Source organism: Streptomyces sp. NPDC046860 (genome assembly GCF_040645115.1).
In the GTDB taxonomy this organism is placed as follows: domain Bacteria; phylum Actinomycetota; class Actinomycetes; order Streptomycetales; family Streptomycetaceae; genus Streptomyces.
The window spans coordinates 278,779-301,903 of the sequence record NZ_JBEYXQ010000005.1; the positions used below are offsets into that span (position 1 = coordinate 278,779).

The 23,125-nt window shown below is 69.7% G+C and carries 15 protein-coding genes; 4 read left to right on the plus strand and 11 right to left on the minus strand.

The genetic code is table 11. From position 1 onward, the window contains the following. Positions 1-36 precede the first annotated feature (36 nt). From ABZ898_RS10500 to ABZ898_RS10510, 3 genes are all read left to right on the plus strand, one after another. Complete coding sequence (locus ABZ898_RS10500) at positions 37-939, plus strand: metal-dependent hydrolase (RefSeq protein ID WP_361655365.1); 903 nt, start codon at positions 37-39, stop codon at positions 937-939. Beyond that, the gene (locus ABZ898_RS10505; RefSeq protein ID WP_361655368.1) at positions 932-1,987 is read left to right on the plus strand and encodes a PDR/VanB family oxidoreductase; all 1,056 of its coding nucleotides are present in this window, start codon (positions 932-934) and stop codon (positions 1,985-1,987) included. The genes ABZ898_RS10500 and ABZ898_RS10505 overlap by 8 nt, the downstream gene beginning before the upstream one ends. 66 nt (positions 1,988-2,053) lie before the next feature. Then, positions 2,054-2,743 (plus strand): TetR/AcrR family transcriptional regulator, encoded by a 690-nt coding sequence (locus ABZ898_RS10510; protein WP_361655371.1) that lies wholly within the window; start codon positions 2,054-2,056, stop codon positions 2,741-2,743. 26 nt (positions 2,744-2,769) lie between these two features. Here ABZ898_RS10510 and ABZ898_RS10515 read toward each other — a convergent pair whose 3' ends face one another. The 11 genes from ABZ898_RS10515 to ABZ898_RS10565 form a co-directional block, all read right to left on the minus strand. Beyond that, complete coding sequence (locus ABZ898_RS10515) at positions 2,770-3,396, minus strand: acyltransferase (protein WP_361655374.1); 627 nt, start codon at positions 3,394-3,396, stop codon at positions 2,770-2,772. After that, the gene (locus tag ABZ898_RS10520) at positions 3,393-3,980 is read right to left on the minus strand and encodes a histidine phosphatase family protein (RefSeq protein ID WP_361655377.1); all 588 of its coding nucleotides are present in this window, start codon (positions 3,978-3,980) and stop codon (positions 3,393-3,395) included. The genes ABZ898_RS10515 and ABZ898_RS10520 overlap by 4 nt, the downstream gene beginning before the upstream one ends. Then, complete coding sequence (locus ABZ898_RS10525; protein WP_361655380.1) at positions 3,977-4,831, minus strand: alpha/beta hydrolase; 855 nt, start codon at positions 4,829-4,831, stop codon at positions 3,977-3,979. Before ABZ898_RS10525 ends, ABZ898_RS10520 begins: the two co-directional genes overlap by 4 nt. Positions 4,832-4,929: 98 nt before the next feature. Then, positions 4,930-5,982, minus strand: coding sequence for a hypothetical protein (locus ABZ898_RS10530; protein WP_361655383.1), 1,053 nt, complete (start codon positions 5,980-5,982; stop codon positions 4,930-4,932). 53 nt (positions 5,983-6,035) lie between these two features. Beyond that, positions 6,036-8,789: a BTAD domain-containing putative transcriptional regulator gene (locus ABZ898_RS10535; RefSeq protein ID WP_361655386.1), complete on the minus strand. Its 2,754-nt coding sequence runs from the start codon at positions 8,787-8,789 to the stop codon at positions 6,036-6,038. A 424-nt stretch (positions 8,790-9,213) separates the two neighbouring features. Further along, a complete protein-coding gene (gene pulA, locus ABZ898_RS10540; protein ID WP_361655389.1) occupies positions 9,214-14,616 on the minus strand; it encodes a pullulanase-type alpha-1,6-glucosidase in 5,403 nt (1,800 codons plus the stop codon). 344 nt (positions 14,617-14,960) lie between these two features. Next, positions 14,961-16,337 (minus strand): alpha-amylase family protein, encoded by a 1,377-nt coding sequence (locus ABZ898_RS10545; protein ID WP_361655392.1) that lies wholly within the window; start codon positions 16,335-16,337, stop codon positions 14,961-14,963. A gap of 158 nt (positions 16,338-16,495) precedes the next feature. After that, a complete protein-coding gene (locus ABZ898_RS10550) occupies positions 16,496-18,178 on the minus strand; it encodes a glycoside hydrolase family 13 protein (protein WP_361655394.1) in 1,683 nt (560 codons plus the stop codon). 56 nt (positions 18,179-18,234) lie between these two features. Further along, positions 18,235-19,158 carry a carbohydrate ABC transporter permease gene (locus tag ABZ898_RS10555; RefSeq protein ID WP_361655397.1) on the minus strand — a complete coding sequence of 308 codons (924 nt, stop codon included), beginning with the start codon at positions 19,156-19,158 and terminating at the stop codon, positions 18,235-18,237. Between the two features lie 19 nt (positions 19,159-19,177). Beyond that, positions 19,178-20,182: a sugar ABC transporter permease gene (locus ABZ898_RS10560; protein WP_361655399.1), complete on the minus strand. Its 1,005-nt coding sequence runs from the start codon at positions 20,180-20,182 to the stop codon at positions 19,178-19,180. Between the two features lie 105 nt (positions 20,183-20,287). After that, entirely contained in the window at positions 20,288-21,562 is a 1,275-nt protein-coding gene (locus ABZ898_RS10565; RefSeq protein WP_361655402.1) for an extracellular solute-binding protein, read from the minus strand. Positions 21,563-22,020: 458 nt separating this feature from the next. Here ABZ898_RS10565 and ABZ898_RS10570 point away from each other — a divergent pair, with 458 nt between their 5' ends. Beyond that, positions 22,021-23,055: a LacI family DNA-binding transcriptional regulator gene (locus ABZ898_RS10570; protein WP_361655404.1), complete on the plus strand. Its 1,035-nt coding sequence runs from the start codon at positions 22,021-22,023 to the stop codon at positions 23,053-23,055. Positions 23,056-23,125 lie beyond the last annotated feature (70 nt).

Here is a 23,125-nt window from a genome sequence, read left to right on the forward strand (position 1 = left end):
GTTCTCAGGCGGCGTACCCCTCAGTACATTGACGCCATGTCTAACAAGCAGGCCCGGCCGGTACAGGCCGAGCGCATCCCGCTGAAGGCGCGCAAGGTGTCCTTCGCCTGGGAGGACACCCCGCTGCACTGGGTGCCCGGCGACCCCTTCACCACGCACACCATCAATGTGCTGCACCTGCTGCTGCCCGCCGGTGAGCGGTGGTTCGTCCATGTGTACCGGCAGGCGCTGCCGCTGATCCGGGACGAGCGGCTGCGTGAGGACGTCATCGGGTTCATCGGGCAGGAGGCGATGCACTCCCAGGCCCATGACGAGGTGCTGCCGCATCTGCGCGAGCAGGGGCTGGACCCGACGCCGTACACCGCGCAGGTCGACTGGTTCTTCGAGAAGCTGCTCGGGGACCGCACGCTGCCCCCGGGCCGGGCGCGCCGCTGGTGGCTGCTGGAGCGGATCGCGCTGATCGCGGCGATCGAGCACTACACCGCGTTCCTCGGCGACTGGGTGCTGAACGCCGGGGAGCTGGACCGGCGGGGTGCCGATCCGACCATGCTGGACCTGCTGCGCTGGCACGGCGCGGAGGAGGTCGAGCACCGCTCGGTCGCCTTCGACCTCTTCGTACACGTGGACGGCGGCTACCGGCGCCGGGTGCGGACCTGGGCGCTGGCGTTCGCGGCGCTGATGTTCCTCTGGCAGCGCGGGGCCCGGTTCTTCATGGAGAACGACCCGACGCTGGTCGACGGCAGGGCGTCGTTCCGGGAGTTCTGGGCGGGCGGCCGCCGGGGCACGCTGCCCGCCACCGGGGCCCTGCTGAAGTCGATACCGCGCTATCTCAGCCGTGCCTACCACCCGTCCCAGGAGGCTTCGACCGCGCAGGCGGTGGCCTACCTGGCCTCGTCCCCGGCGGCGCTGGCCGCGGAGAGGGCGGAACACGATGCCTAGGCGGACCGTGGCCGCCGCCGCGCTCCTGGCGGGTGCCGGCCTGCTGACCCGGCGGGCTCTGCGCCGCCGGGTGCGGCGATCACCGCTGTGGCCGATGCCGGCGCTGGACCCGCCGGTCTCCGGGCGCCCCCGCTCACGGGCGCTGCGGCTGCGGCTGACCGGGCACGAGCGGATCGCGGACGGGGTGGTGCGGCTCCGCCTGGAGGGCACCGGCCTGCCCGCCTGGGAGCCGGGCGCCCATCTGGATCTGGTGCTGCCCTCGGGGCTGGTCCGGCAGTACTCGCTGTGCGGGGACCCGGCGGACCGGTCCGCGTACGAGGTCGCGGCGCGGCTGGTCGAGGACGGGCGGGGCGGCTCGCGCGAGGTGCACGAGCGGCTCACCGAGGGGATGGAGCTGGAGGTGCGGGGCCCGCGCAACCGCTTCCCGCTGGTCGAGGCGCCCGCGTACGTGTTCGTGGCGGGCGGCATCGGCATCACCCCCGTCCTGCCGATGCTGCGGGCGCTGCCCGAGGGGGCGGACGTGCGGCTGCTGTACTGCGGGCGTACGCGGGCCTCGATGCCCTTTCTTCGGGAGGTCGCGGAGCTGGCCGGGGACGGGTGCGTGGTGGTGGCCGAGGACGAGGACGGGCGCCCCGACCTCGCGGCCGTGCTGACCGGGCTCCCCGAGGGCGCCGCCGTGTACTGCTGCGGCCCGGAGGGGCTGATGGCGGCGGTGGAGGCGGCGCTGCCCGAGGGGACCGCGCCGCACCTGGAGCGGTTCGCGCCGCGCGCGGCGGCCGGCGCCGACACCGCGTTCGAGGTGGAACTGCGGCGCAGCGGAAGGACGTTGACCGTGCCCGCGGGCTCGACGGTGCTGGCCGAGGTGCGCCGGGAGCTGCCGGACACCCTCTACTCCTGCGAGCAGGGGTTCTGCGGGACCTGCCTGCAACCGGTGCTGGAGGGCGAGGTGGACCACCGGGACGAGCTGCTGACGGACGGCGAGCGCGAGGACTCGATGCTGATCTGTGTGTCCCGGGCCCGGGGAGAGCGGCTGGTCCTGGACATGTGAGGGTGGAGAGCGGCCGGGCGGAAGCGGATCGTCCAAGTGTCGTTGCCGGTCGGTAAGGTTGAGCCCATGAGTACCGGTGGTCGTCGCAGGATGGGCGTCGAGGAGCGTCGGCAGCAGCTGATCAAGGTCGCGCTCGACCTGTTCAGCCGCCGTTCCCCCGACGAGGTCTCGATCGACGAGATAGCGTCCGCCGCGGGCATCTCCCGCCCGCTGGTCTACCACTACTTCCCCGGCAAACTCAGCCTGTACGAGGCCGCGCTGACGCGGGCCGCGGAGGATCTGGCGGGCCGCTTCGAGGAGCCGCACGAGGGCCCGCTCGGCTCCCGGCTGCTGCGGGTGATGGGCCGCTTCTTCGACTTCGTGGACGACCACGGGCCGGGTTTCTCCGCCCTGATGCGGGGCGGCCCGGCGGTCGGCTCCTCGGCCACCAACGCGCTCATCGACTCCGTGCGGCAGGCGGCCTACGAGCAGATCCTGTCCCATCTGGGCCTCACCGAGGCCCCCGCCCGCCTCGAACTGGTGGTGCGCTCCTGGATCTCGCTGGTGGAGTCGACGGCGCTGATCTGGCTGGACGGCCGGCGGGTGCCGCGCGAGGAACTGGAACGCCAGCTGGTGCACGACTTCGCGGCCCTGGCCGCCGTCAGCGCCGCCTACGACCCGGAGATGGCCGCCGTGGTGCGCACCTTCGTGGCGAACGAGCCGGGTGACGGTCCCTTCGCGGAACTCGCCACCCGGCTGATCACGCTGGCTTCCTGAAGGAGGCCGGTGGCCACGCCTCCCGGTCAGGCCCGGTGCCCGGTGACCCGCGCCGGCACCCCCGTGGCCACGGCGTAGGCAGGAATGTCACGGGTGACCACGGCACCGGCTCCGACCACCGCCCCCTCACCGATACGCACACCCGCGAGGACGCTGACATGGGCACCGAGCCATACGTCCTTCTCTATGGAGATGGGGGCGAGGTCGTGTCCCTGATCGCGGATACGCCGTCCGGCATCCGAGAACCGGTGATTGCCACTGTTGATCACGGTGTAGGGGCCGATGAGCGCGTGATCGCCAAGGCTGACGCGAGCCGGCGCGGTGATGTTGACCCCGCGGTTGATGAACACCTCGGTCCCGACGGTGATGTTCGCCGGATAGTGCATGGTGACGTCCGGGAACACACACAGCAGTTCGCCGCAGCCGGAGATGGTGCGACTGTAGAACCAGGAGCGCATCTCCAGATCGACACCGACGGACGACGTGCGCGCGAGGCGGTCCTGCACGATGTGCCAGCTGTGCGATCCGGTCCCGATGAGCGGCAACAGCCGCCGCAGAGCCCAGAACTGCAGGCGCCGCCAGGACTGGTAGCCCTCGAACAACGGTTGTGCGGACGAGTCGCCCCGCTCGTACGCCGCGATCTCCTTTCTCACCGTGAGGCGATCCGGCCGGCCATCAACGGCCGCAGGTCGAGGTGGATGGGCTCCAGGAAGGGCACCCCCTCAGCGAAGATCTCCTCCGCCTCGACGAGCCCGAGGACGTACTGAGCGGTGCGGATCCACCCGTTGTGGCTCACGGCCACCGGGGTGGCCGTCTCACACAGCTCCACCGCGTCCTCGAGGAAGGAGCGGATGCGTGTCTCGAACGTCTCCAGGGCCTCGCCGCCGGGCGGTGTGAAGCGCGGGTCCATCACGCCGGTGTCGCGGAACGCCTGGGCGAATTCGAGGCGTACCTGGCTCTGCGGCTGACCGGCCCATTCACCCAGATCCCGCTCGGCGAGACGTGAGTCCACCTGAACGGTGGCGTCCGGGAACAGTGCCCGCGCGGTCTCCGTGGCCCTCGAAAGCGGTGAAGCGAACACCGGCTCGCGCCCCAGCTCACGGAAGACGGGCGCACGGGACGCGGCATCGCGCAGCCCGTCGGCCGTGGCCGGTACGTCGGCGCTTCCCATGAACACATGCGCGCCGTTGGAGGCGGTGGGTGCGTGCCGCACGACGATGAGCACGGGAGAGGTCATCGTCCCCCCTCCTCCGCGTCGCGCCGGAAGCCGGATGCGAGGTGAGCCGCTACGTCCTCGACCGCTTTCCTGGCCCGGGCGATGGCGCGTGTCTGCATGACAAAACCGTGCATCTGGTCGTCGAAGTGCCAATGCTCGGTAGGCACGCCGTCACCTCGCAGGCGCTCCGCATAGGCGATCCCCTCGTCACGCAGCGGATCGAACTCGGCCGTCAGCACGAGCGCCGGAGGCAGGTCCCGGAGACTGCGGGCACGCAGCGGGAACAGGCCGCTGTCCTCACGGGACCATTCCTCCGGCAGGTAGTTCTCCCAGGACCACTGCATGAAGGGGAGGTTGAGCGAGTATCCGTTCGCTCGTGAGACGTACGAACCGGTCGGCGGGTCGAGGTAGTCGGTGACGGGATAGATCAGCAACTGCTGCGTGATCACGGGGCCGCCCTCGTCGCGTGCCTTCAGCGCCAGGGCGGCGGCGATCGTGCCTCCGGAGCTGTCCCCGGCCACGGCGATCCTCGCCGGATCCGCCCCGAGATCCGGGGCGCCTCCCACCACCCAGTGCAGGGCGGTCCAGCCGTCCTCGAAGGCCGCCGGGTACTTGTGCTCCGGCGCCCGACGGTAGTCGACCGACACGACGACACTGTCGGACCCCTTGGCCAGGAGGATGCAGAGCCTGTCGTGCGTGTCGAGATCGTTGACCGTCCAGCCGCCGCCGTGGAAGAACAGCACGACCGGAAGCGTCCGAGCGGGATCCGGGTGGTAGACCCGTACCGGAATGCTCCCGTGCTCCGCGGGGACGGCGAAGTCCCGCACCGAGGCGATCTGCTCGGGGGCTCCTTGCAGGAAAGCGGCCCGCATGCGGGCGCGCGCCTCCTGGTGCGGCAGGGTGTAGACGGGCGGAAGACCGCTGGCGGCCGCCGCGTCGACCAGTGCTTGGGCCTGTGGATCTAGCGTGTTCATGGTCCCTCTTGGGTTCGGTGGTAGGAGTACACCTGCTGGAGTTCTGCCTCGACCGTTCCGGGACACTCGGCGAGAATCCTGGGCAGGTCGGTCTGGGGAGAGAAGTCTCGGATGGCGACGAAGTCGCCCCCGGCCAGGGACTCCTCGAGCCCCACGCGCCGGCCGCCTATGAGCAGGTGATCGGCGCCGAAACCGAGACCGAGGGGCAGCGTCGCCTGGACTCCCAGGCCGTGAGGGGTGAGGGTGCGGGGGCCGTGAGCGGTGTGCACCTCGTTCGAGCCGCCTGCCTCCGAGCGCACGAGGAACAGCGGAGCTCCGGGGCGGGTCAACAGCAGCGACCGCGGGTCGTCGCCGGACAGCCACTGACAGCCGATCGCGATGGACGAGGCGTCCGGCATGCCGTAATGCAGGACGGAGCAGATCTCCTCGGTGATCCGGGCCTCCGACCCCAGAATCAGGGCCGCGCACATGCGCTGCCGCTCATGCTGATAGGCCTCGATCATCGAGACCATGCTCGCGAACCTCTCGGCCGGCTTTCCGCTCAGATAGCGCAGATATCTGCCGTCCGGCCCGGCCAGTACTCTGACCTCCTCGTGGTACCAGTTCCCCGGAGCCGGATACAGGCCGTTGTACTGATTCTTGAACTCCGCCGCCGACGCGTGCAGGACCAGGTACCGGCCCTGAGGCAGGACTCCCGGCGTGCGGTTCTCCGCGAGGATCACGAAGTGGTTTCCACTGGTGAAATTCCATACGTAGCTGGACCGGTCGCTCAGCACCGCTCTCGCCGCCGCCACTCGCTCGCGGAAGTGCCGCTCGTCGGCGAAGTCGTCGTCGACCCGGAACAACGAGACGCCGCACAGGTTGACGGTGGCATCCACCGGGACCATGGGGACCGTGCTCTCCCACTGGTAGAAGGCCCCGGTGTAGAAGCCTCCGTGGATGCGCCGCACATTGTGCGGCAGCCCGAGATCGGGCATCGGCACGATCTCGGCGTCGCAGGCCCGGCCCGACACCAGCGTGGCCGTCCGGGAAAGCAGGTTCTCCGTCACATGTAAGTGAGCGAGGATCTCTCTCTGAGTGGCGTCCGGATCACGCAGCATTCTCACGCTTGCCTCCTGTGCGGACCTGCACACGTGGCCTCGAGGTTCCTTGCCTGGGCGGCCCGCTCGACGAGGCCCAGCTTGCTGTACAACTCACCCGCCCGGCTGAGCAGCGGTCCGGCGAGGGAATGGTTCTCCAGGCGTTGGTGAGCCTGGCCGAGCAGCCAGGCGTGATCGGCCTGATAGCGCTGATCAGCGATGTTGGCGATCTGCGGGGTCCGCTCGCCCAGGTCACCGAGAACCGCGAGAGTCGCCTCACGGCTGCTGTCCATGGCCAGCCGCAGTTCGGCGATCTGGAGATCGATGAGGAGTTCGGCCCGGCGGAAGGCGTGTACGTGCGCGTGCGTACGTGCCTCCTCGAACAAGGCGAGCGCCTCCGTGTCACGGGTGCCGGAACGGGCCAGACAGATGGCGAGCCACCTCAGGTTGGCGCTGTAGTTGGCCGGTCCGTGCACCTCCGGCTCCGCCAGGTTCGCCCGCCACTGACGCTCCGCTTCCACGAACCGGTGCTGCGACAGCAGATGGAGCGCGAGGGCATGACGGTACTCGCCCAGTTGCCGGGGATCGAAGCTCTCGGGATGCAGGGACAGCAATTCCTCGATACGGGTCAGCACGAACTGCGCCTGGGCCTGATTCTCCTGCTTCGCCGCGATGTTCAAGTGGTACACGAGGGCGTCGAACTCCTCGGCCGGGTCACCGACACTCCGCGCCGCCTTCGCGCGAAGCAGATGGATGTCGGGCTGACCGGCCCACAGGCCGCGCACGTAGTAGTAATAGCGGGCCTCCCTGGCGATGTCGATCACTTCCCGCCAGTACTGGTGGTCGGCAGCCCAGACGAGCGCGAACTCGACATTCTGGCGAAGCCCCGGCGCGTCCAGGCGCCGCAGACGGCTGACGTCGTCCGGGCAGAATCCGACCTCCCGCGTGAGTGCGACAAGGTATTCCAGCCACTGCTGGCGAATGACCTCCATGTACGTCGTCCGCATGGTCGAGAGCCGGTTCGCGGCGAGCGGGTAGGCGACGTACTGCGGTTCCATTCCGTCGCCCTGTACCTGACGCGACACGAAGCAGAAATCGATCAGCTCGGCCAGCGCATCCTCGAGCCCGTCACCACAGCCGGACACCTGCCGCAGGGCCTCGCGCTCCGCGCCATAGGGGAAACACGCCAGTGCGCCGAGCACACATCGCGCGGAATGACTGAGCAACGTCCAGCTCTCCCGGAACAGTTCGCGCAGAACGATGTCGCCACTGCGATCGCCGGTCGGCGCGTTGCCGATCTCCTCGGCCACTTCCTCCAGCGAACGGCCCCGCCTCTTCACCTGGCCGAGTCCCCACTCGATGAGCCGTGGATTCCCTTCAGCGACGCGTCGCAGCGCGTCGAGCGACTTCTGCCTGACCAGAAGGTCCCGCATCCCCATGCGGTTGAGGCACTGGACGTAGAAGTCGTCCGCTTCTTCGGGAGTCATGCCCGGCATGTCGACCTGGAACGAGTGCGGGCTGATGGCTCGCGCGTGGGTGATGCTGGTGACGAGGACCTTGCTCGGTTCCGGTACGGACACCAGCCACTCGTCGAGTTCGAGATCCTCGATGGTCTCGTGATTGTCCACGATGAGCAGGACCGGGCTGCGCCGGAGCAGACGGCGCACCTGGTGCTTCTTCTGCGTCGCATCCAGCCCGAGCAGTCCGGAATAGTTCATGGTCAGGGCAATGGTGTCCAGCACCCTGACCAGCGTGGTCGTGCCGGGCTGCTCCCGGTCCGAGACCCAGACCGCGCCCTGGAACCGGGAGCCCTCCTCGATGCAGCGCACCGCGAACTCGCGGGCGATCGTCGATTTTCCGCAACCGCCGATACCGACCAGGCTGATCACCGGCAGTCCTTGGCCGACGGCCTCCTCCAGCCGAGCCCATGCTTGGGGGCGCATCACGAATCTGGAGTAGGTCGCGGGAGGGATGTTGTCGACGGGAGCGTCTGCCTGCGGTTCGGCCTCCGACGCGGGAACGAACTGCCTCTGGCTCGGCAGCGAGGCGACGGTCGGCACGACGGGCAGTTCGTGGTTGAGTACCCGGCCGGCGAGCGTGTGCCACTGCGGAGACGGATCCAGACCTTGCTCGGCCAGTTCCTCGCTGAACTGCCGCAGCAGTCTGGAGGCCGCGTGGCCCCCCTGCGCCTGGTAGAGGGCCTGCACCTTGATGCGCAGCACCTCCTCCCAGTAGGGGTCCTCCACCCGAAGCTGGTCGGCTGCGCCGAGAGCCTCGCTGTGCGCGCCCAGGTCCATGAGAATCCGCAGGCGGCTCAGCTGCGCCGCCCGACGCTGATGCATCAGTGCCGCGATCTCGCCGCGCACATGGTCGTCCGTCAGCTCCGGCAGTGGCTCGCCTCGCCACAGGCCCAACGCCTGTGCGTATCCCTCCGCGGCGGCACCCGGTTCACCGGCTTCCTTACGGCTGTCCGCCAGTCCGACCAGGTCCTGGAATCGCTGGACATCGGTCTCGGCCTGGAGCTGATAGGCCGAACCATGCGTGAGGACCCCCTGGTTGGCGGCAAGGCCGAGCTTGGCGCGGACGACCCTGATCTTGCCCTCGACGACATTCACCCGGCCCTGGCCGTCCCAGATGACATCGTGCAGGCGCTGCTTCTCCACCGGCCGCGGTGAGTGCAGAGCGAGAACTCCCAGCAAGGAGGCCGTCTTGCCGCGCAGGACGACGGTCTCTCCGTCGACGTCGACCTCGACCGACCCGAGAATCCGGATCTCCACCCGCGCTCGCCTCCTCGCACCTCGCACGATGACGTCCGCACAGGGCCACTGATGCTGCCTGTTCTAGGGCGTGGTGCTGTCGTTTCGCTGACGCTCGGCTGTCGTGACCCCGCCCGAGTGAGGATCGATGCTACCGACAATCAGCAGTGCGCCACAGTCGGTGACGGGACGACTTGGCGGTGCGAGTCCTCGGGTCAGCGTGACGGTAGCGTCGCCGCAGCTTCTGCGGAGCCACCCGTAAGCGGCCGGCGACATTCTGGCCGGACAATTTCGAGCTCTACAGGAGGAAGGATGTCCCGGAAGCGCGCACGCGTCATCGACGAGGGTCGGCCTCACTCTGCCCGCAAGACGGGGCGAAGTGAGGCCGGTAAGCAAGCGGGCACGCTGAGGCGGGCGGACTCGCGGCCGCCCGCCTCGGCGGCCGTCAACCGCCGGCCGTGAACACCGCCACCGTCCGCGCCGGGACCGTGAAGGTGCCCGAAGCGGGGGCGTAGGAGGCCGACTTGACCACCTCGTCGGTGCCCGACGCCTGGACGGGGTGGAGACGGTAGGCGGTGCCCGCGAGGGCGGGGACGTGCTGGTCCTGCCGCTGGGGTGTGGCGTTGAAGACCACGACCAGGTCGCCCAGGCGCATGGTGATCACGCCCGGCGTCTCGTCCTCGCCGGAGAGCGGGAAGGAGAGCCGGTCCTGCACCCGCTCGGTGCTGCCGAGGGAGAAGGCGTCCTCGGTGGTCCGGATGCGCAGCAGGTCACGGTAGGCGGCGGAGGCGCCGGTGATCTGCGGGCAGCCCACCTTCACCGTGCTCAGCAGGGGCCGCGCGTAACTCCACTTGGACTGGTTGTCGGCGGCCGGGGGCAGCCCGCGTCCGAAGCCGTTGCCGTCGGCGCAGTTCCAGTGGATGGCGTTGAACCAGTCGCCGCTGTCGAAGGAGTTGCGGTCCAGCGACTTCGAGCGCAGCAGGTCGGTGCCCGCCTGGGAGAGGGCCGGGCCCTGGGAGAGCGCGGCCGTGGCCATCGCCAGCACCTGCATCCGGGCCCGGTCGGCGGCCGGGGTGTCCTTGGGCAGCTTGAAGGCGAGGGCGTCGAAGAGGGACTCGTTGTCGTGGGCGTCCGCGTAGGCGAGGGCGTCGCCGGGGGCGGCCGCGTATCCGGCGGGCGAGCCGTTGTAGTCGACCCCGGCGCCGGTGACCTCCTTGCCCGCGCTGTCGGTGAAGCGGTACCCGGCGAGGTTGCCGGTCAGGCCGACCTTGATCAGGTCCTGGTAGTGCAGCAGCCGGGCCTTCTGCTCGGCCTCGGTGCCGTTGGCGGTCGAGGAGTTGGGGTCGGTGTACAGACCGGAGGCGAAGCCCTGGACGCCGGGGTCCTCGTCGAAGGGGCCGCCGCCGCGCACGGCGTCACGGGCCCGGTCGGAGAAGGTGGCGATGCCGGTGCCGGCCATGTTCTTCTGGGTGGCCTGCACGAACCGGGCGTCGTCGGCGACCTCGCCGAAGTTCCAGCCCTCGCCGTAGAGGATGATCTTCTTTCCGTCGACGCCGTCCTTGGCGAGGGTCAGCGCGTCCAGCGCCTTGCGGACGGCGAGGATGTTGCCCTTGGGATGGTGGCCCATGAGGTCGAAGCGGAAGCCGTCGACCTTGTACTGCTTGGCCCAGGTGACGATGGAGTCCACGACGAGCTTGCCCATCATGGTGTTCTCGGTCGCGGTGTTCGCGCAGCAGGTGGAGTTGGCCACGCTGCCGTCGGCGAGGAGCCGCTGGTAGTAGCCGGGCACGATCCGGTCGAGCACCGAGGTGTCGGCCTGCCCGCTGGCCGCCGTGTGGTTGTAGACGACGTCCATGACGACCCGCAGCCCGTCCTGGTTGAGCCCCTGCACCATCTCGCGGAACTGCACGGTGCGGGCGGTGCCGTCGGGGTCGGTGGCGTACGAGCCCTCGGGGACCGTGTAGTGGAACGGGTCGTACCCCCAGTTGTAGGCGTCCTTGGCGGCGGCCTTCGCCACGCACTCCTGCTGCTTGTCGGAGTCGGCCGGGAAGGAGGCCAGGTCGCAGTCGACGGTGGCCTGGTCGGCCTTCTTCTCGGGGATGGTGGCGATGTCGAACGCGGGCAGCAGGTGCACGTAGGAGGTGCCGGCCTTCGCCAGCTCGCGCAGGTGCCTGGAGCCGGCGCCGTTCTTGTCGGTGAAGGCCAGGTAGGTGCCCCGGTCCTTCGCCGGGACGGTCCCGTCGGCCACCGAGAAGTCCCGGATGTGCAGTTCCTGGATCTGCGCGTCCTTCAGCGGCACCGCCTTGGGCTTGGCGAGCCGGGCCCAGCCCTCGGGGGCGAGGGAGCGGTCGGCGAGGTCGACCGCCAGGCTGCGCTCGGAGTCGGCGGTCAGGGCGACCGAGTAGGGGTCGGTGACCGAGTTGGTGACGAGCTTGCCGACGGTGGGCGCCCACACCTTGACCACGTACCGGTAGGGCTTGCCCGTCCAGGAGGCGGGGCCGGTGACGGACCAGACGCCGGTGGTGTCGTCGCGGCGCATGGTCTTGAGGGAGCCGTCCAGCTCCAGCGAGACGCTCTGGGCGGTCGGCGCCCAGACGGAGAGGGTGGGCCTGCCGTCGTGGAAGACCGGCCCGAGGTCCGCCTTGGCCGCTCCGGGATACACGTCGTCCAGCACCCCGGCGATCTGCACCCCGGTCGCGGCAAGCACCGCGCCGTTGGCCGCGCGCTGGGACGCGACCAGCTGGCCGGTGAGGGCCTCGCGGACGCGGTCCCGGTCGCGCGGGTCGACGGTCCAGGCGGTGTAGTCCTTCAGGTGCGGGAACTTCGCCTTCTGGGCGTCGGTGAGCGTGCCCTTGGCCAGCCGCAGCCAGCGCTCGTCGTCGCTGGTCAGGGTCCCGTCCTTGACGGCGATCGAGCCGTCGCGGGAGTAGAGGAGCTGGGTGGAGGCGGCGCCCTCGACGCCGTTCCAGGCGAGGGTGTCCCGGTCGATCCAGACCGCCTTGGCGGTGCTCGGGTCGAGCGCGGCCGCGCTGCCCTTGGGCTGCGGGAGCAGGTACTTCTCCTGGCCGCTCAACAGCCACACCTCGTGGCCGTCGGCCTTGAGGTCGAGGGACTGGTCGGTGGGCAGGTCCTTCTCGTCGCCCTTGTGCAGGATGTAGCTGAGACTGCCGGCACCCTCGGTGAGCGGTACCTCGAAGACCGCGCCATAGGCGTCAGTCTTCACCGGCGTCAGGGGTTTCGACCAGTCGGTGGGGTTCGCGGCACCCGTCCAGGTGTGCAGGCCCCAGCCGTCGTAGTTCCCGTCGGCGCGGTGGTAGTGGAGTACGGCCTTGTCCTGGTCCTGTGCCGGGTACTCGGGCCGTTCGGTGAGCATCTCGGGCTTGCCCTGCTCGATCCAGACCTCACCCGTCTTCGTGACGTCGATGGTCCGGTCGGCCGAGACGTCTTTATTGCCGTCCTTGTCGATGACCAGGAAGCCGACGTTGGAGGCGCCCGGCTTGAGCTTGACGTAGGCGAAGGCGCCGTAGGCGTCGCGGCCGGTGAAGGGGTGGCTGGCCGGCCACTGGGTGGCCTCGCCGTCCGCGAGGTCGCCCCAGGCGTACAGGCCCCAGTTCGCGTAGTCGCTGTCGGCCCGCTTGTAGTGCACCACCGCGTAGTCACGGGAGGCGGCGGCGGGGGTCTCGGGGGCGGGTACGGTGCCGGTCGTGCTGGTCGCCAGGGCGCCGGCGGTGCGCCCGGCCGAGTCGATCACCACGGCCTTGTAGCGCAGTGCGGTCCCGGCGGGTACGTCCTTGCCGATGGCCTGGGTGACCTTGTACGGGGCGTGGTCCGCCGAACCCAGCGTCTTCCAGGCCCCGTTGCCGACCTGCGCGGCGAAGACGACCCGGTTCAGGCCGCCGCCGGACACGTCGGCGCCGACCTCCACCGTGCCGGTGGCCCCGGCCGCGGGGGCGGTCAGGGTGAGCTCCGGCCCGGCCGAGGGCCTGCCGAGCGGACCGGTGGCCTTGTAGACCACGGCGGACCCGGCCGGAACGGTGACCGTCAGCTCGCGGCCGGCGTCCGTCCGCACCGTGCCGTGGGTGCCGTAGAGGGCCTGGTAGGTCATGCGGGCGGAGCCGGACCGGAAGGACGCGGTCCGCGCGGTGGCGGCGTTGTTGAGGGCGACCACGTACTCGGCGCCGGTGCGCGCGTCGGTGCGGGTGAAGGCGTACACACCGGCGCCGTCGGCCGCGTAGCGCTCGGTCTGGACGCCGTCGGTGAGGGCCGGGTTGGCCTTGCGGAGCTTCGCCAGGGCCGCGATGTCCTTGTACAGCGGGGCGCCGGTGTCGTAGGCGTCGCGGGCGTGGGTGCGGGAGGTGCCGATCTCGTCGTCGTCCAGGTAGTCGGCGACCTTGGAGGCGAACATGGTCTGGCGGGCGTCCTTGTCGCCGCCGGAACCGGTGAAGCCCTGTTCGTCGCCGTAGTAGACGACCGGGTTGCCCCGGCTGAGGAACATGAGCTGGTTGGCGAGGCGGTCCTTGCGCAGGAGTTCGGCGTCGGAGGCGTCCGGGGCGTCCTGCTTGAGGAAGGAGCCGATGCGGCCCATGTCGTGGTTGCCGAGGAAGGTGACCTGCTCGTAGGCGTTGGCCTTGTCGGTCGTGTACTTGTAGTCGTCCCCGAAGACCCCGGCGAGCTTCTTGGCGCTGCCGCCCTGGGAGGCGTAGGTGCGGGCGGCGTCCTGGAAGGGGAAGTCCAGGGTGGCGTCGAGGCGGCCCTGGGTGACGTACGGGGAGGTGACCGAGGTGTCGGCGGAGTAGACCTCGCCGAACATGAAGAAGTTCTTCCGCCCGTGCGCGGCCGCGTAGCGGTCCAGCGCGGTGGCCCACTGCGTCCAGAACTCCATGTTCACGTGCTTGACGGTGTCGATGCGGAAGCCGTCGACGGCGAAGTCGCGCACCCAGCGCTGGTAGATCCTCTCCATGCCGCTGACCACCTCGGGACGCTCGGTCCACAGGTCGTCCAGGCCGGAGAAGTCGCCGTACTCGGCGGACTCGCCCGCGAAGGTGGAGTCGCCCCGGTTGTGGTACATCGTCGGGTCGTTGAGCCAGGCCGGGACCTTGTCGCGGCTGCGCACGGCCGGGGTGCGCGGGAAGGAGGAGGTGTCCACGGCCGGGAACCTCTTCCGGCCGTCGGCGTGGTCGGAGTCGTCGAAGGGGCGGCCGTCCTCGGTCAGGTACGGGAAGGCGCCCTTGGAGAGGTAGTCGTAGGACTTCTCCTGGTAGTCGACGACGTCGGCGGTGTGGTTGGTGATGACGTCGAAGAAGACCTTCATGCCCTTGGCGTGCGCCTGGGCGATCAGGCCCTTCAGGTCGGCGTTGGTGCCGAAGTGCGGGTCGACCTGGGTGAAGTCGGTGATCCAGTAGCCGTGGTAGCCGGCCGACGCGTCGGCCCCCGAGCCCTGCACCGGGCGGTTCTTGAAGATCGGGGCGAGCCAGATGGCGGTCGTGCCGAGGCCCTTGATGTAGTCGAGGCGCCGGGTGAGGCCCTTGAGGTCGCCGCCCTGGTAGAAGCCCTTGTCGGTGGGGTCGTAGCCGGTGCTCAGCCGCGAACCGGTCAGCCCGCCGCGGTCGTTGGAGCGGTCGCCGTTGGCGAAACGATCCGGCATGACGAAGTAGAACTGCTCACGCGTGTCGTCGTGCCGCGCGGGCTCGGCGGCGAGGCGGGCGTCGGACGGGGGCGCGGGCGGGCTCGCCGCATGGGCGGACAGGGGCGTCACCAGGGAAGCGGCGAGGGCCGCCACGACGACGGTCGCCGCCCGGCGCCGGTAGGGGGTGCGGCGCGACCGGCGCGCCTGCCAGATCGGTCTCACGGGCACAACTCCTAGGGGGTGTCTCTTCGATCTTCGTGGATCAGGCCGCGGCGTCTGGTGCGGTGCCTCGGCGTGCGGTCGAGTCGCCCTCGTACTGGATGTACTTGGGCGATTCGGCCGTGCGGCGAGGTGCCGTGCCAGGCGTCGCGGGCCCGCGAAGATCGGGGAGACACTCCCTAGGGCCTGCGGCACGGCTTCGCTGCCGGACGCGGCGTGACCGTACCGCCGCCGAAAGCCTTGCAGCAAGACTTGTGAAACATGAAGAAAGAAATTTCAACGATGAGCGGGGGACGAACCGCCCGTATACGACGGACGGTTCGCCGGAAGACCCCTCAAGAGGAGCTTCAGCAGCTCGACTTGCCCGCGTAGAGGGCCAGCGCGGTGTTGGCGCCGAGACTCGCGGTGAACTGGCCGCTGGAGTTCACCGACACCGTGGTGTTGTTCTGCACGTTGCAGTACGTGCCCGCCGCCAGCGAGGTCTGGTAGGTGCGGGACAGGGACGAGGGCTCGTGGTTGATGGCCACGAAGCCCTTGCTGCCGCGCCCGAAGGCGATGGCGTCGTTGCCGTTGTCCCACCAGTTGGAGACGGCCTGGCCGCGGGTGGCGTTGCGGAAGGCGACCATGGACTTGATCTCGGGCCAGGCGTGCTGGCACTTCCAGCCGTCCTGCCAGCAGGCGTTGACCTTGCCCCCGTTGGGCGGCCCGGCGTCCGCGTTCGACCACTCGTAGCCGGAGTTGATGTCCGGGGCGCCGTACGGATAGGCCAGCATGAACACGTTGGCCAGCGTGTAGTTGGCGCCGTCCTTGTAGTTGAGCGTGCTGCCGTTGCGCTCGGTGTCGTGGTTGTCGACGAAGACCCCCGAGGTGGAGCCGCTCATGTACCCCCAGCCCTCCCCGTAGTTCTTCAGGTAGGCGAGGTTCTCGTTGTTGAAGACCCGCTTGAGGTCGTAGGCGTAGCGGAACTCCTGGACGTCCCCGCTGCCCGTGTACTCCGTGGGCTGGACGGCCTCGCCCGCGCCGTAGATGACCTCCTGCTTCCAGTACACGGACGGGTTGGTCAGCCGGGACTTGATGTTGGCGAGGTCCGCCTTGTCGATGTGCTTGGCCGCGTCGATGCGGAAGCCGTCGACGCCCAGCGAGAGCAGGTCGTTCATGTACCCGGCGATGGTCTTGCGGACGTACTCCTCGCCGGTGTCCAGGTCGGCCAGGCCGACCAGTTCGCAGTGCTGGACGTTCCAGCGGTCCTGGTAGTTGCTGATCTGCGCGGTGCAGTCGTCGAAGTCGGGCGACGAGTACAGGCCCGGGTAGTTGTACTTCGTGTACGACGAGCCGCCGGTACCGGTGCCGCTGCCCGCGGACATGTGGTTGATCACCGTGTCGGTGACGACCTTCACGCCGGCCGAGTGACACGTGTCGACCATGCTCTTGAAGGCGGTGCGGTCGCCCAGGCGGCCGGCGATCCTGTACGAGACGGGCTGGTACGAGGTCCACCACTGCGAGCCCTGTATGTGCTCGGCGGGCGGGGAGACCTGCACGTAGCCGTAGCCGGAGGGGCCGAGGGTGGTGGTGCACTCGCGGGCGACGGAGGCGAAGTTCCACTCGAAGAGGACGGCGGTGACGTCCTTGGTGCCGGGCGGGGCGGCCTGTGCGGTAGTTGGGTACATGCCAACCGAGGCGGCGGCCGCGAGGGCGAGCGCCACGGTGAGGGTTCTGCGTGCCATGTGGGGGTTCCTTCGTCGTTGAAGGCTGTTGCCGCAGGACTGAATGCCCTTGCTGAAATGTTTCAGCAAACTTGCGGTGACGCAGATGTTAAAGGCCCGCCACCTGAAAAGGCAGCGGGCCGTGGGAAGTTGATGCGGGAACTTTCAGAAGTCGGCTGTCAGGCCGTGGTCCACCAGACCGTGGTGTCGGCCGGGATCTCGGCACCGGCGGCGCTCTCGCGGATCTCCCCGCTGGCCAGCAGCACCCGCCCGTGGGCCGGGACGGTGACCGGGGCGCCGGTGGTGTTGGCGACGCAGGTGAACTCCCCGCGCCCGAAGGCGAGGACGCCCTCGGGAGCGGTCAGCCACTCGATGTCCTCGCCCGCGCCGAGCGAGGGCTGCTCGCGCCGGGCGGCGAGCGCGGCCCGGTACAGCTCCAGCGTCGAGCCGGGCACGCCGGTCTGCGCCTGCACGCTCAGCTCGCCCCAGCCCGCCGGCTGCGGCAGCCAGCTGCCCCCGTCGCCGAAGCCGTGGCTGGAGCCCTCGCGGGTCCAGGGGATCGGCACCCGGCAGCCGTCACGGAAGCCGTCCTGGCCCTCGCCCCGGAAGTAGGCGGGGTCCTGGCGCACCTCGTCGGGCAGGTCGACCACGTCGGGCAGACCAAGTTCCTCGCCCTGGTAGAGGTAGGCGGAGCCGGGCAGCGCCAGCATCAGCAGGGTGGCCGCGCGGGCCCGGCGCAGGCCCAGGTCGCGGTCACCGGCGGTGCGGATCTGGGTGCCGAGGCCGGGCGGGTTGGCGAAGCGGGTGGCGTGCCGGGTGACGTCGTGGTTGGAGAGCACCCAGGTGGCCGGGGCGCCGACCGGGCGCATCGCGGCGAGCGTGCGGTCGATGACCTCGCGCAGCCCGGCCGCGTCCCAGTCGGTGCCGAGGTACTGGAAGTTGAACGCCTGGTGCAGCTCGTCGGGGCGGACGTAGTGGGCGGTCCGCTCGATGGTCGGCGTCCACGCCTCCGCGACGAAGATCCTCTCCCCCGCGTACTCGTCCAGGACGGTCCGCCACTGGCGGTAGACCTCGTGCACGCCCTCCTGGTCGAAGAACGGCATCACGTCGTTGCCGAGCAGCTTGAGCTGGTCGTGGGCGCCGAGGTCGGGCAGGCCCTCGGCCTTGACCAGGCCGTGGGCCACGTCGATGCGGAAGCCGTCCACGCCCATGTCGAGCCAGAACCGCAGGATGGAGCGGAACTCGTCACCGACGGCCGGGTGTTCCCAGTTGAAGTCGGGCTGCTCGGGCGCGAAGAGGTGCAGGTACCACTCGCCGGGCGTGCCGTCGGGCTCGGTGACCCGGGTCCAGGCGGGGCCGCCGAAGATGGACTCCCAGTCGTTGGGCGGGAGTTCGCCGTTCTTCCCCTTGCCGGGGCGGAAGTGGTAGCGCTCGCGCAGCGGCGAACCGGGGCCCTCGGCGAGCGCCCGCTTGAACCACTCGTGCTGGTCGGAGGAGTGGTTGGGGACGAGGTCGACGATGATCCGCAGGGAGAGCGCGTGGGCGTCGCGGATCAGCGCGTCGGCGTCGAGCAGGCTGCCGAACATGGGGTCGACGGCCCGGTAGTCGGCCACGTCGTAGCCGGCGTCGGCCTGCGGGGAGGCGTAGAACGGGCTGAGCCAGACGGCGTCCACACCGAGGTCGCGCAGGTAGGGCAGTCTGGCCCGCACCCCCTCCAGGTCGCCCATGCCGTCGCCGTTGCTGTCGGCGAAGCTGCGCGGATAGACCTGGTAGATCACCGCGCCGCGCCACCAGTCGCGGTGGCGGGCGGCGGGGTCGGCGGCGGTTTCGTCGGCCGGGGCTGCGAGGTGCTGCTGGCTCATGGCGTCCTTGGTGCGTGACGAGGTTCGGTTCGTTGGTGCGTGGGTGCGGCGGGGCGTCAGCCCTTGGTGCCGCCCGCGGTGAGGCCGGTGACGAGGTTCTTCTGCACGAGGTAGAAGAACACGGACACGGGTATCGCGATCAGCACCGCGGTGGCGGCCATGTAGTTCCACTGCGCGTCGTGCTCGCTGACGAAGGTCTGGAGGCCCACGGCGAAGGTGTACTTGGAGTCGTCCAGCATGAAGGTCGTCGCGAAGGCGACCTCGCTGACCGCCGTGATGAAGTTGTAGAAGGCGGCGACGGCCAGGCCCGGCCGGGCCAGCGGCAGGATCAGCCGGAAGAAGGTGCCGAAGGGGGTGAGCCCGTCCACCCGGCCGGCCTCGTCGATCTCGAAGGGGATGGTGTCGAAGTACCCCTTGAGCAGCCACGCGCTGTACGGCACGGCGGTGGTGCAGTTGATGAGGATCAGCGACCAGTAGGTGTCGATCAGGCCCAGCTCGACGAAGATCTCGTACATCGGCACGATCAGGATGGCGATCGGGAACGCCTGGGTGAGCAGCAGGACCCACATCAGCTGCTTGTAGCCGGGGAAGCGCATCCGGGAGACGGCGTAGCCGGTGGTCGCGGCGACGAAGACGCCGATGAAGGTGGTGCCGAGCGCCACGATCATCGTCGACCTGAACCAGTCGAAGAAGCCGGTGTGCTGGAGCACGAAGGCGTAGTTGGAGAAGCCCGCCTTGCCGAAGATGTTGCCCGGGTGCAGGTAGTCGTCCTTGTCCGGGCCGAGCGACAGGAAGAACAGCCAGGCCACCGGGACCAGCGCGATCAGGCTGGCCAGGACCAGGCCGCCGTGCAGCAGGGCGGTGCCGAGCGGTCCGCGCTCACCGCGCCGGCGGGTCGCGCGGGGCGGGGCGGCGGCCGGGGCCCCGGCGGCGGTGAGCGGGCGGCCGGGAGCGGTCTCGGGGGGTGTCGTGGTGCTCATGGCGGCGGCTCCTGCGGCGTCAGACGGCGAGCTGGTCATTGCGCTTCAGCCAGCGGAAGTAGAAGGAGGTGAACACGGTCAGGATCGACAGCAGCAGGACGCCGTACGCGGCGGACTGGGCGAAGTCGCGCGGCTGCTGTCCGAAGCCGAGGAAGTAGGCCCAGGTCACGAGGATCTGCGCGTCCGGGGCGCCGGTGGGGCCGAACAGCAGGAAGATGATGGCGAACTGGTTGAAGGTCCAGATCACGCCGAGCAGGACCACGGTGGAGCTGACCGAGCGCAGACCGGGCAGGGTGACGTGCCGGAAGCGCTGCCAGGCGGTCGCGCCGTCCATCTCGGCGGCCTCGTACAGCGTGGAGTCGATGGACTGGAGTCCGCCGAGGAGCGAGAGCATCATGAACGGCACACCGCACCAGGTGTTGACCATGATGGCGGCGAACCGCTGCCAGAAGGTGTCCTCCAGCCAGGCCGGCTGGGGCAGGTGGAGGGCGCCGAGGACCTGGTTGAGCACGCCGGAGTCGGCCAGCATGATCCGCCAGGAGAAGACGGTGACGAAGGTGGGCACGGCCCAGGGCAGCACCAGCAGCAGCCGGTAGACGGTGCGGCCGCGCAGCTTCTGGTCGAGCATCATCGCGAGGCCGAGGCCGATGACGTAGTGCAGGGTGACGCAGGCGGCGGTCCAGAACACGGTCCACAAAAAGTGCGACCAGAAGCGGTCGTAGGCCGTGGGGCCGAAGAGGATGTCCTGGTAGTTGTCGAGCCCGATGAACTCGTAGGTGGCCTCGATGTGGTTGACGCCGATGGTGCGCGCCGAGTTGAGGCTGTTGGCGTCGGTGAGGGTGAGGTAGACGCCCCGCACCAGCGGGTAGCCCACGAGCACCCCGAGCACGACGACCACGGGCGCGATCATCGCGTAGGCGTACCAGTACCTCTGGTACCCGTTCCTGAGGCGCTGCCCGAGACCGGGCCGGGGCGGCCGCTCATCGCGGCGCTTGCCGGTCGCGCGGTCGATGGCGACTGTCATGGTGCGACACCTTCTACGAGTTCGGGGGCGGGCTGGGTCGGGCGACCGGTGGCCGCCGGGTTCCCCTCATCCCCCACGGCGGGGGAACCCGGCGGCCACACGGGCTCACTTGCTGAAGTCGGGCACCAGCTTGGCGATGGCCAGCTCGGCGTTGCTCAGGCCCTTGTCCAGCGGCTCCTTGCCCCCGGCCACCTTGGGCAGCTCGGTGTCCAGCGGACCCCACAGGGAGCTGTACTCCGGCAGCGCCGGGCGGGGCTGGGCGGCGGGGAGCACGCCCTGGTAGCCGGCGATGCCGGGGTCGGCCTTGACCTGGGAGGTGTAGGCGTCGCCGCGGGTCGGCAGCGTGGAGTTCTTCAGCGCGATGGTCTCCTGGGACTTGGCCGAGGTCATGAACTTCACGAACTTCAGGGCCGCGTCCTGGTGGGCCTTGTCCGAGCCGGCGTAGACCGAGAGGTTGTGGCCGCCGGTCGGGGCGCCCGCCTTGCCGGCCGAGCCGGCCGGGACGGTGGCGATGCCGAGGTTGGACTTGTCCTTGAAGGCCGAGCCCTTGTAGAAGTTCGTGATCTCCCAGGGGCCCTGGATGATCGAGGCGACCTTGCCGTTGACGAACGCGTCCTGGATGTGGGCGTAGGCGTCCGCGGTGGTGTCGGCCTTGTGCAGGCCCTTGCCGGAGAAGGTGCTCAGCCAGGTGCCGTACGCCTTCTTCGCCGGGGCGGAGGCCACGGTGACCTTCTTGGCGGAGACGTCGACGGTGTCGGCGCCCTCGCCGTAGAGGAAGCTCTGGGCGTAGTACGCCTGGGTGGAGCCCCAGTAGCCGTCGACCTTCGCCTTGTCCTTGACCTTGGCGGCGGCCTCCTTCAGCTCGTCCCAGGTCGCCGGGGCCTTGGTGATGCCGGCCTGCTTGAACAGCGCCTTGTTGTAGACGAGCGCGAGGGTGTCGGTGACCAGCGGCACGCCGTAGGTCTTGCCCTCGTACTGGGCCTGCTTGATCAGGTTGGGCTCGAACTTGTCCTGCTCGGCGAGGGCTTCGGTGCCGTCCAGCGGGAGGAAGAAGCCCTTCTTGGCGAAGGCCGGGGTCCAGCCGACCTCGGAACGCAGGATGTCCGGGGCGCCCTTGGAGCCGGCGGCGGTGTCGAACTTGTTCTGGGCCTGGTCGAAGGGCACGTTGACGTACTTGACCTTGATGTTCTTGTTGGCGGCCTGGAACTGCTCGACCAGGGCCTTGTACGTCGGCGCCTCATTGGTGGCGTTGGAGGTGTCCCACCAGGTGAGGGTCACCGGGCCGTCCGACTTGCTGTCGCCGTCGTCGCTCCCGCCGCAGGCCGTCGCCGTGAGGGCGAGGGACGCCACGAGCGCGGAGGCCGCTATGCCACGCCGCATGAGTTCTCCTTGAGGGTGAAAAGCCCGAGATTGCAGGGGCGGCCCCGTCTGCCGCCACCCGCGTCGTGCCGACTGCGCCATTGCCGCGGCCGGGCGACTCGGAACGTAACAGCGTTGTAAGCGCCGCGAAAGACCTTGCAGAAAAAAAGTGCAAGAAGACGCCCGGGTTACCGTGTCGTGACCTGCGCCAGACCTTGTCGAAATACTGGTCTACCGCCGGTAGACGGGTTGACGGACACTTGTGCAAGACTCTGCAAGCTCTTGCCGCGCGGGGCCGCCGCCGGGATCATCCCCTTGCGGCCTCTTGCCGGGCGGACCTCCGGCGGGCGCGAGCGACGACATTCCCACAAGGGGCGAGGAGCGCGATGACGCGGCAATCCACGGCGGGCCGTTCGGCCGCCCGCGCACGGCGTCCCGCCGGTGCGCCGGGCCAGGTGCGGCCGGTACAGTCCACAGGCGTGACCACACGGCTTGCGGACATCGCCGCACAGGCGGGGGTGAGCGAAGCGACCGTCAGCCGGGTCCTCAACGGGAAGCCGGGCGTCGCCGCCACCACCCGCCAGTCAGTCCTGGCCGCGCTGGACGTGCTCGGTTACGAGCGCCCGGTGCGGCTGCGTCAGCGCAGCGAGGGCCTGGTCGGCCTGATCATCCCCGAGCTGGAGAACCCGATCTTCCCCGCGCTGGCCCAGGTCATCGGCCAGGCGCTGACCGGTCAGGGCTACACCCCGGTGCTGGCCACCCAGACCCCGGGCGGCTCCACCGAGGACGAGCTGACCGAGATGCTGGTGGACCGGGGGGTGGCCGGGATCATCTACGTCTCCGGGCTGCACGCCGACACCACCGCCGACATGCAGCGCTACGAGCGACTGCGCGCGCAGGGCGTGCCGTTCGTGCTGGTCGACGGGTTCTCGCCGAAGGTGCAGGCGCCGTTCATCTCCCCCGACGACCGGGCGGCGACCAGCCTGGCGGTCACGCACCTGGTGTCGCTGGGCCACACCCGGATCGGTCTCGCGCTCGGGCCGAAACGGTTCGTGCCGGTGCAGCGCAAGATCGAGGGCTTCGTCCGGGCGATGCAGGACCAGTTGGGGCTGGGCGCCGACATGGTGGCCGAGGAGCTGGTGCAGCACTCGCTGTACACGCTGGAGGGCGGCCAGGCCGCGGCGGCCGCGCTGATCGGGCGGGACTGCACGGCCGTGGTGTGCGCCAGCGACATGATGGCGCTGGGCGCGATACGGGCCGCCCGGCAGCTCGGCCTCGACGTGCCGCGCGACATCTCGGTGGTCGGGTTCGACGACTCCCCCCTGATCGCGTTCACCGACCCGCCGCTGACCACCGTCCGCAAGCCCGTCCCGGCGATGGGGCAGGCCGCGGTGCGCACCCTGCTGGAGGAGATCGGCGGGACGCCCGCTCCGCACAGCGAGTTCGTGTTCATGCCGGAGCTGGTCGTACGGGGGTCCACCGCCTCCGCGCCGGGCGAGCGTCCACGCGGCTGAGCCCGCCGGCCGGGCGTGCGCGCCCAGAACATGCGTGGTGGCACCGGCCTTGGGATGATCAGTCGGGCAT

What these genes read in the sequence shown, in the direction of transcription:
- ABZ898_RS10500 (WP_361655365.1), top strand. Translation starts at nt 37, where the DNA reads ATGTCTAACAAGCAGGCCCGGCCGGTACAGGCCGAGCGCATCCCGCTG.
- ABZ898_RS10505 (WP_361655368.1), top strand. Translation starts at nt 932, where the DNA reads ATGCCTAGGCGGACCGTGGCCGCCGCCGCGCTCCTGGCGGGTGCCGGC.
- ABZ898_RS10510 (WP_361655371.1), top strand. Translation starts at nt 2,054, where the DNA reads ATGAGTACCGGTGGTCGTCGCAGGATGGGCGTCGAGGAGCGTCGGCAG.
- ABZ898_RS10520 (WP_361655377.1), bottom strand. Translation starts at nt 3,980, where the DNA reads ATGACCTCTCCCGTGCTCATCGTCGTGCGGCACGCACCCACCGCCTCC.
- ABZ898_RS10525 (WP_361655380.1), bottom strand. Translation starts at nt 4,831, where the DNA reads ATGCGGGCCGCTTTCCTGCAAGGAGCCCCCGAGCAGATCGCCTCGGTG.
- ABZ898_RS10545 (WP_361655392.1), bottom strand. Translation starts at nt 16,337, where the DNA reads ATGGCACGCAGAACCCTCACCGTGGCGCTCGCCCTCGCGGCCGCCGCC.
- ABZ898_RS10550 (WP_361655394.1), bottom strand. Translation starts at nt 18,178, where the DNA reads ATGAGCCAGCAGCACCTCGCAGCCCCGGCCGACGAAACCGCCGCCGAC.
- ABZ898_RS10555 (WP_361655397.1), bottom strand. Translation starts at nt 19,158, where the DNA reads ATGAGCACCACGACACCCCCCGAGACCGCTCCCGGCCGCCCGCTCACC.
- ABZ898_RS10560 (WP_361655399.1), bottom strand. Translation starts at nt 20,182, where the DNA reads ATGACAGTCGCCATCGACCGCGCGACCGGCAAGCGCCGCGATGAGCGG.
- ABZ898_RS10565 (WP_361655402.1), bottom strand. Translation starts at nt 21,562, where the DNA reads ATGCGGCGTGGCATAGCGGCCTCCGCGCTCGTGGCGTCCCTCGCCCTC.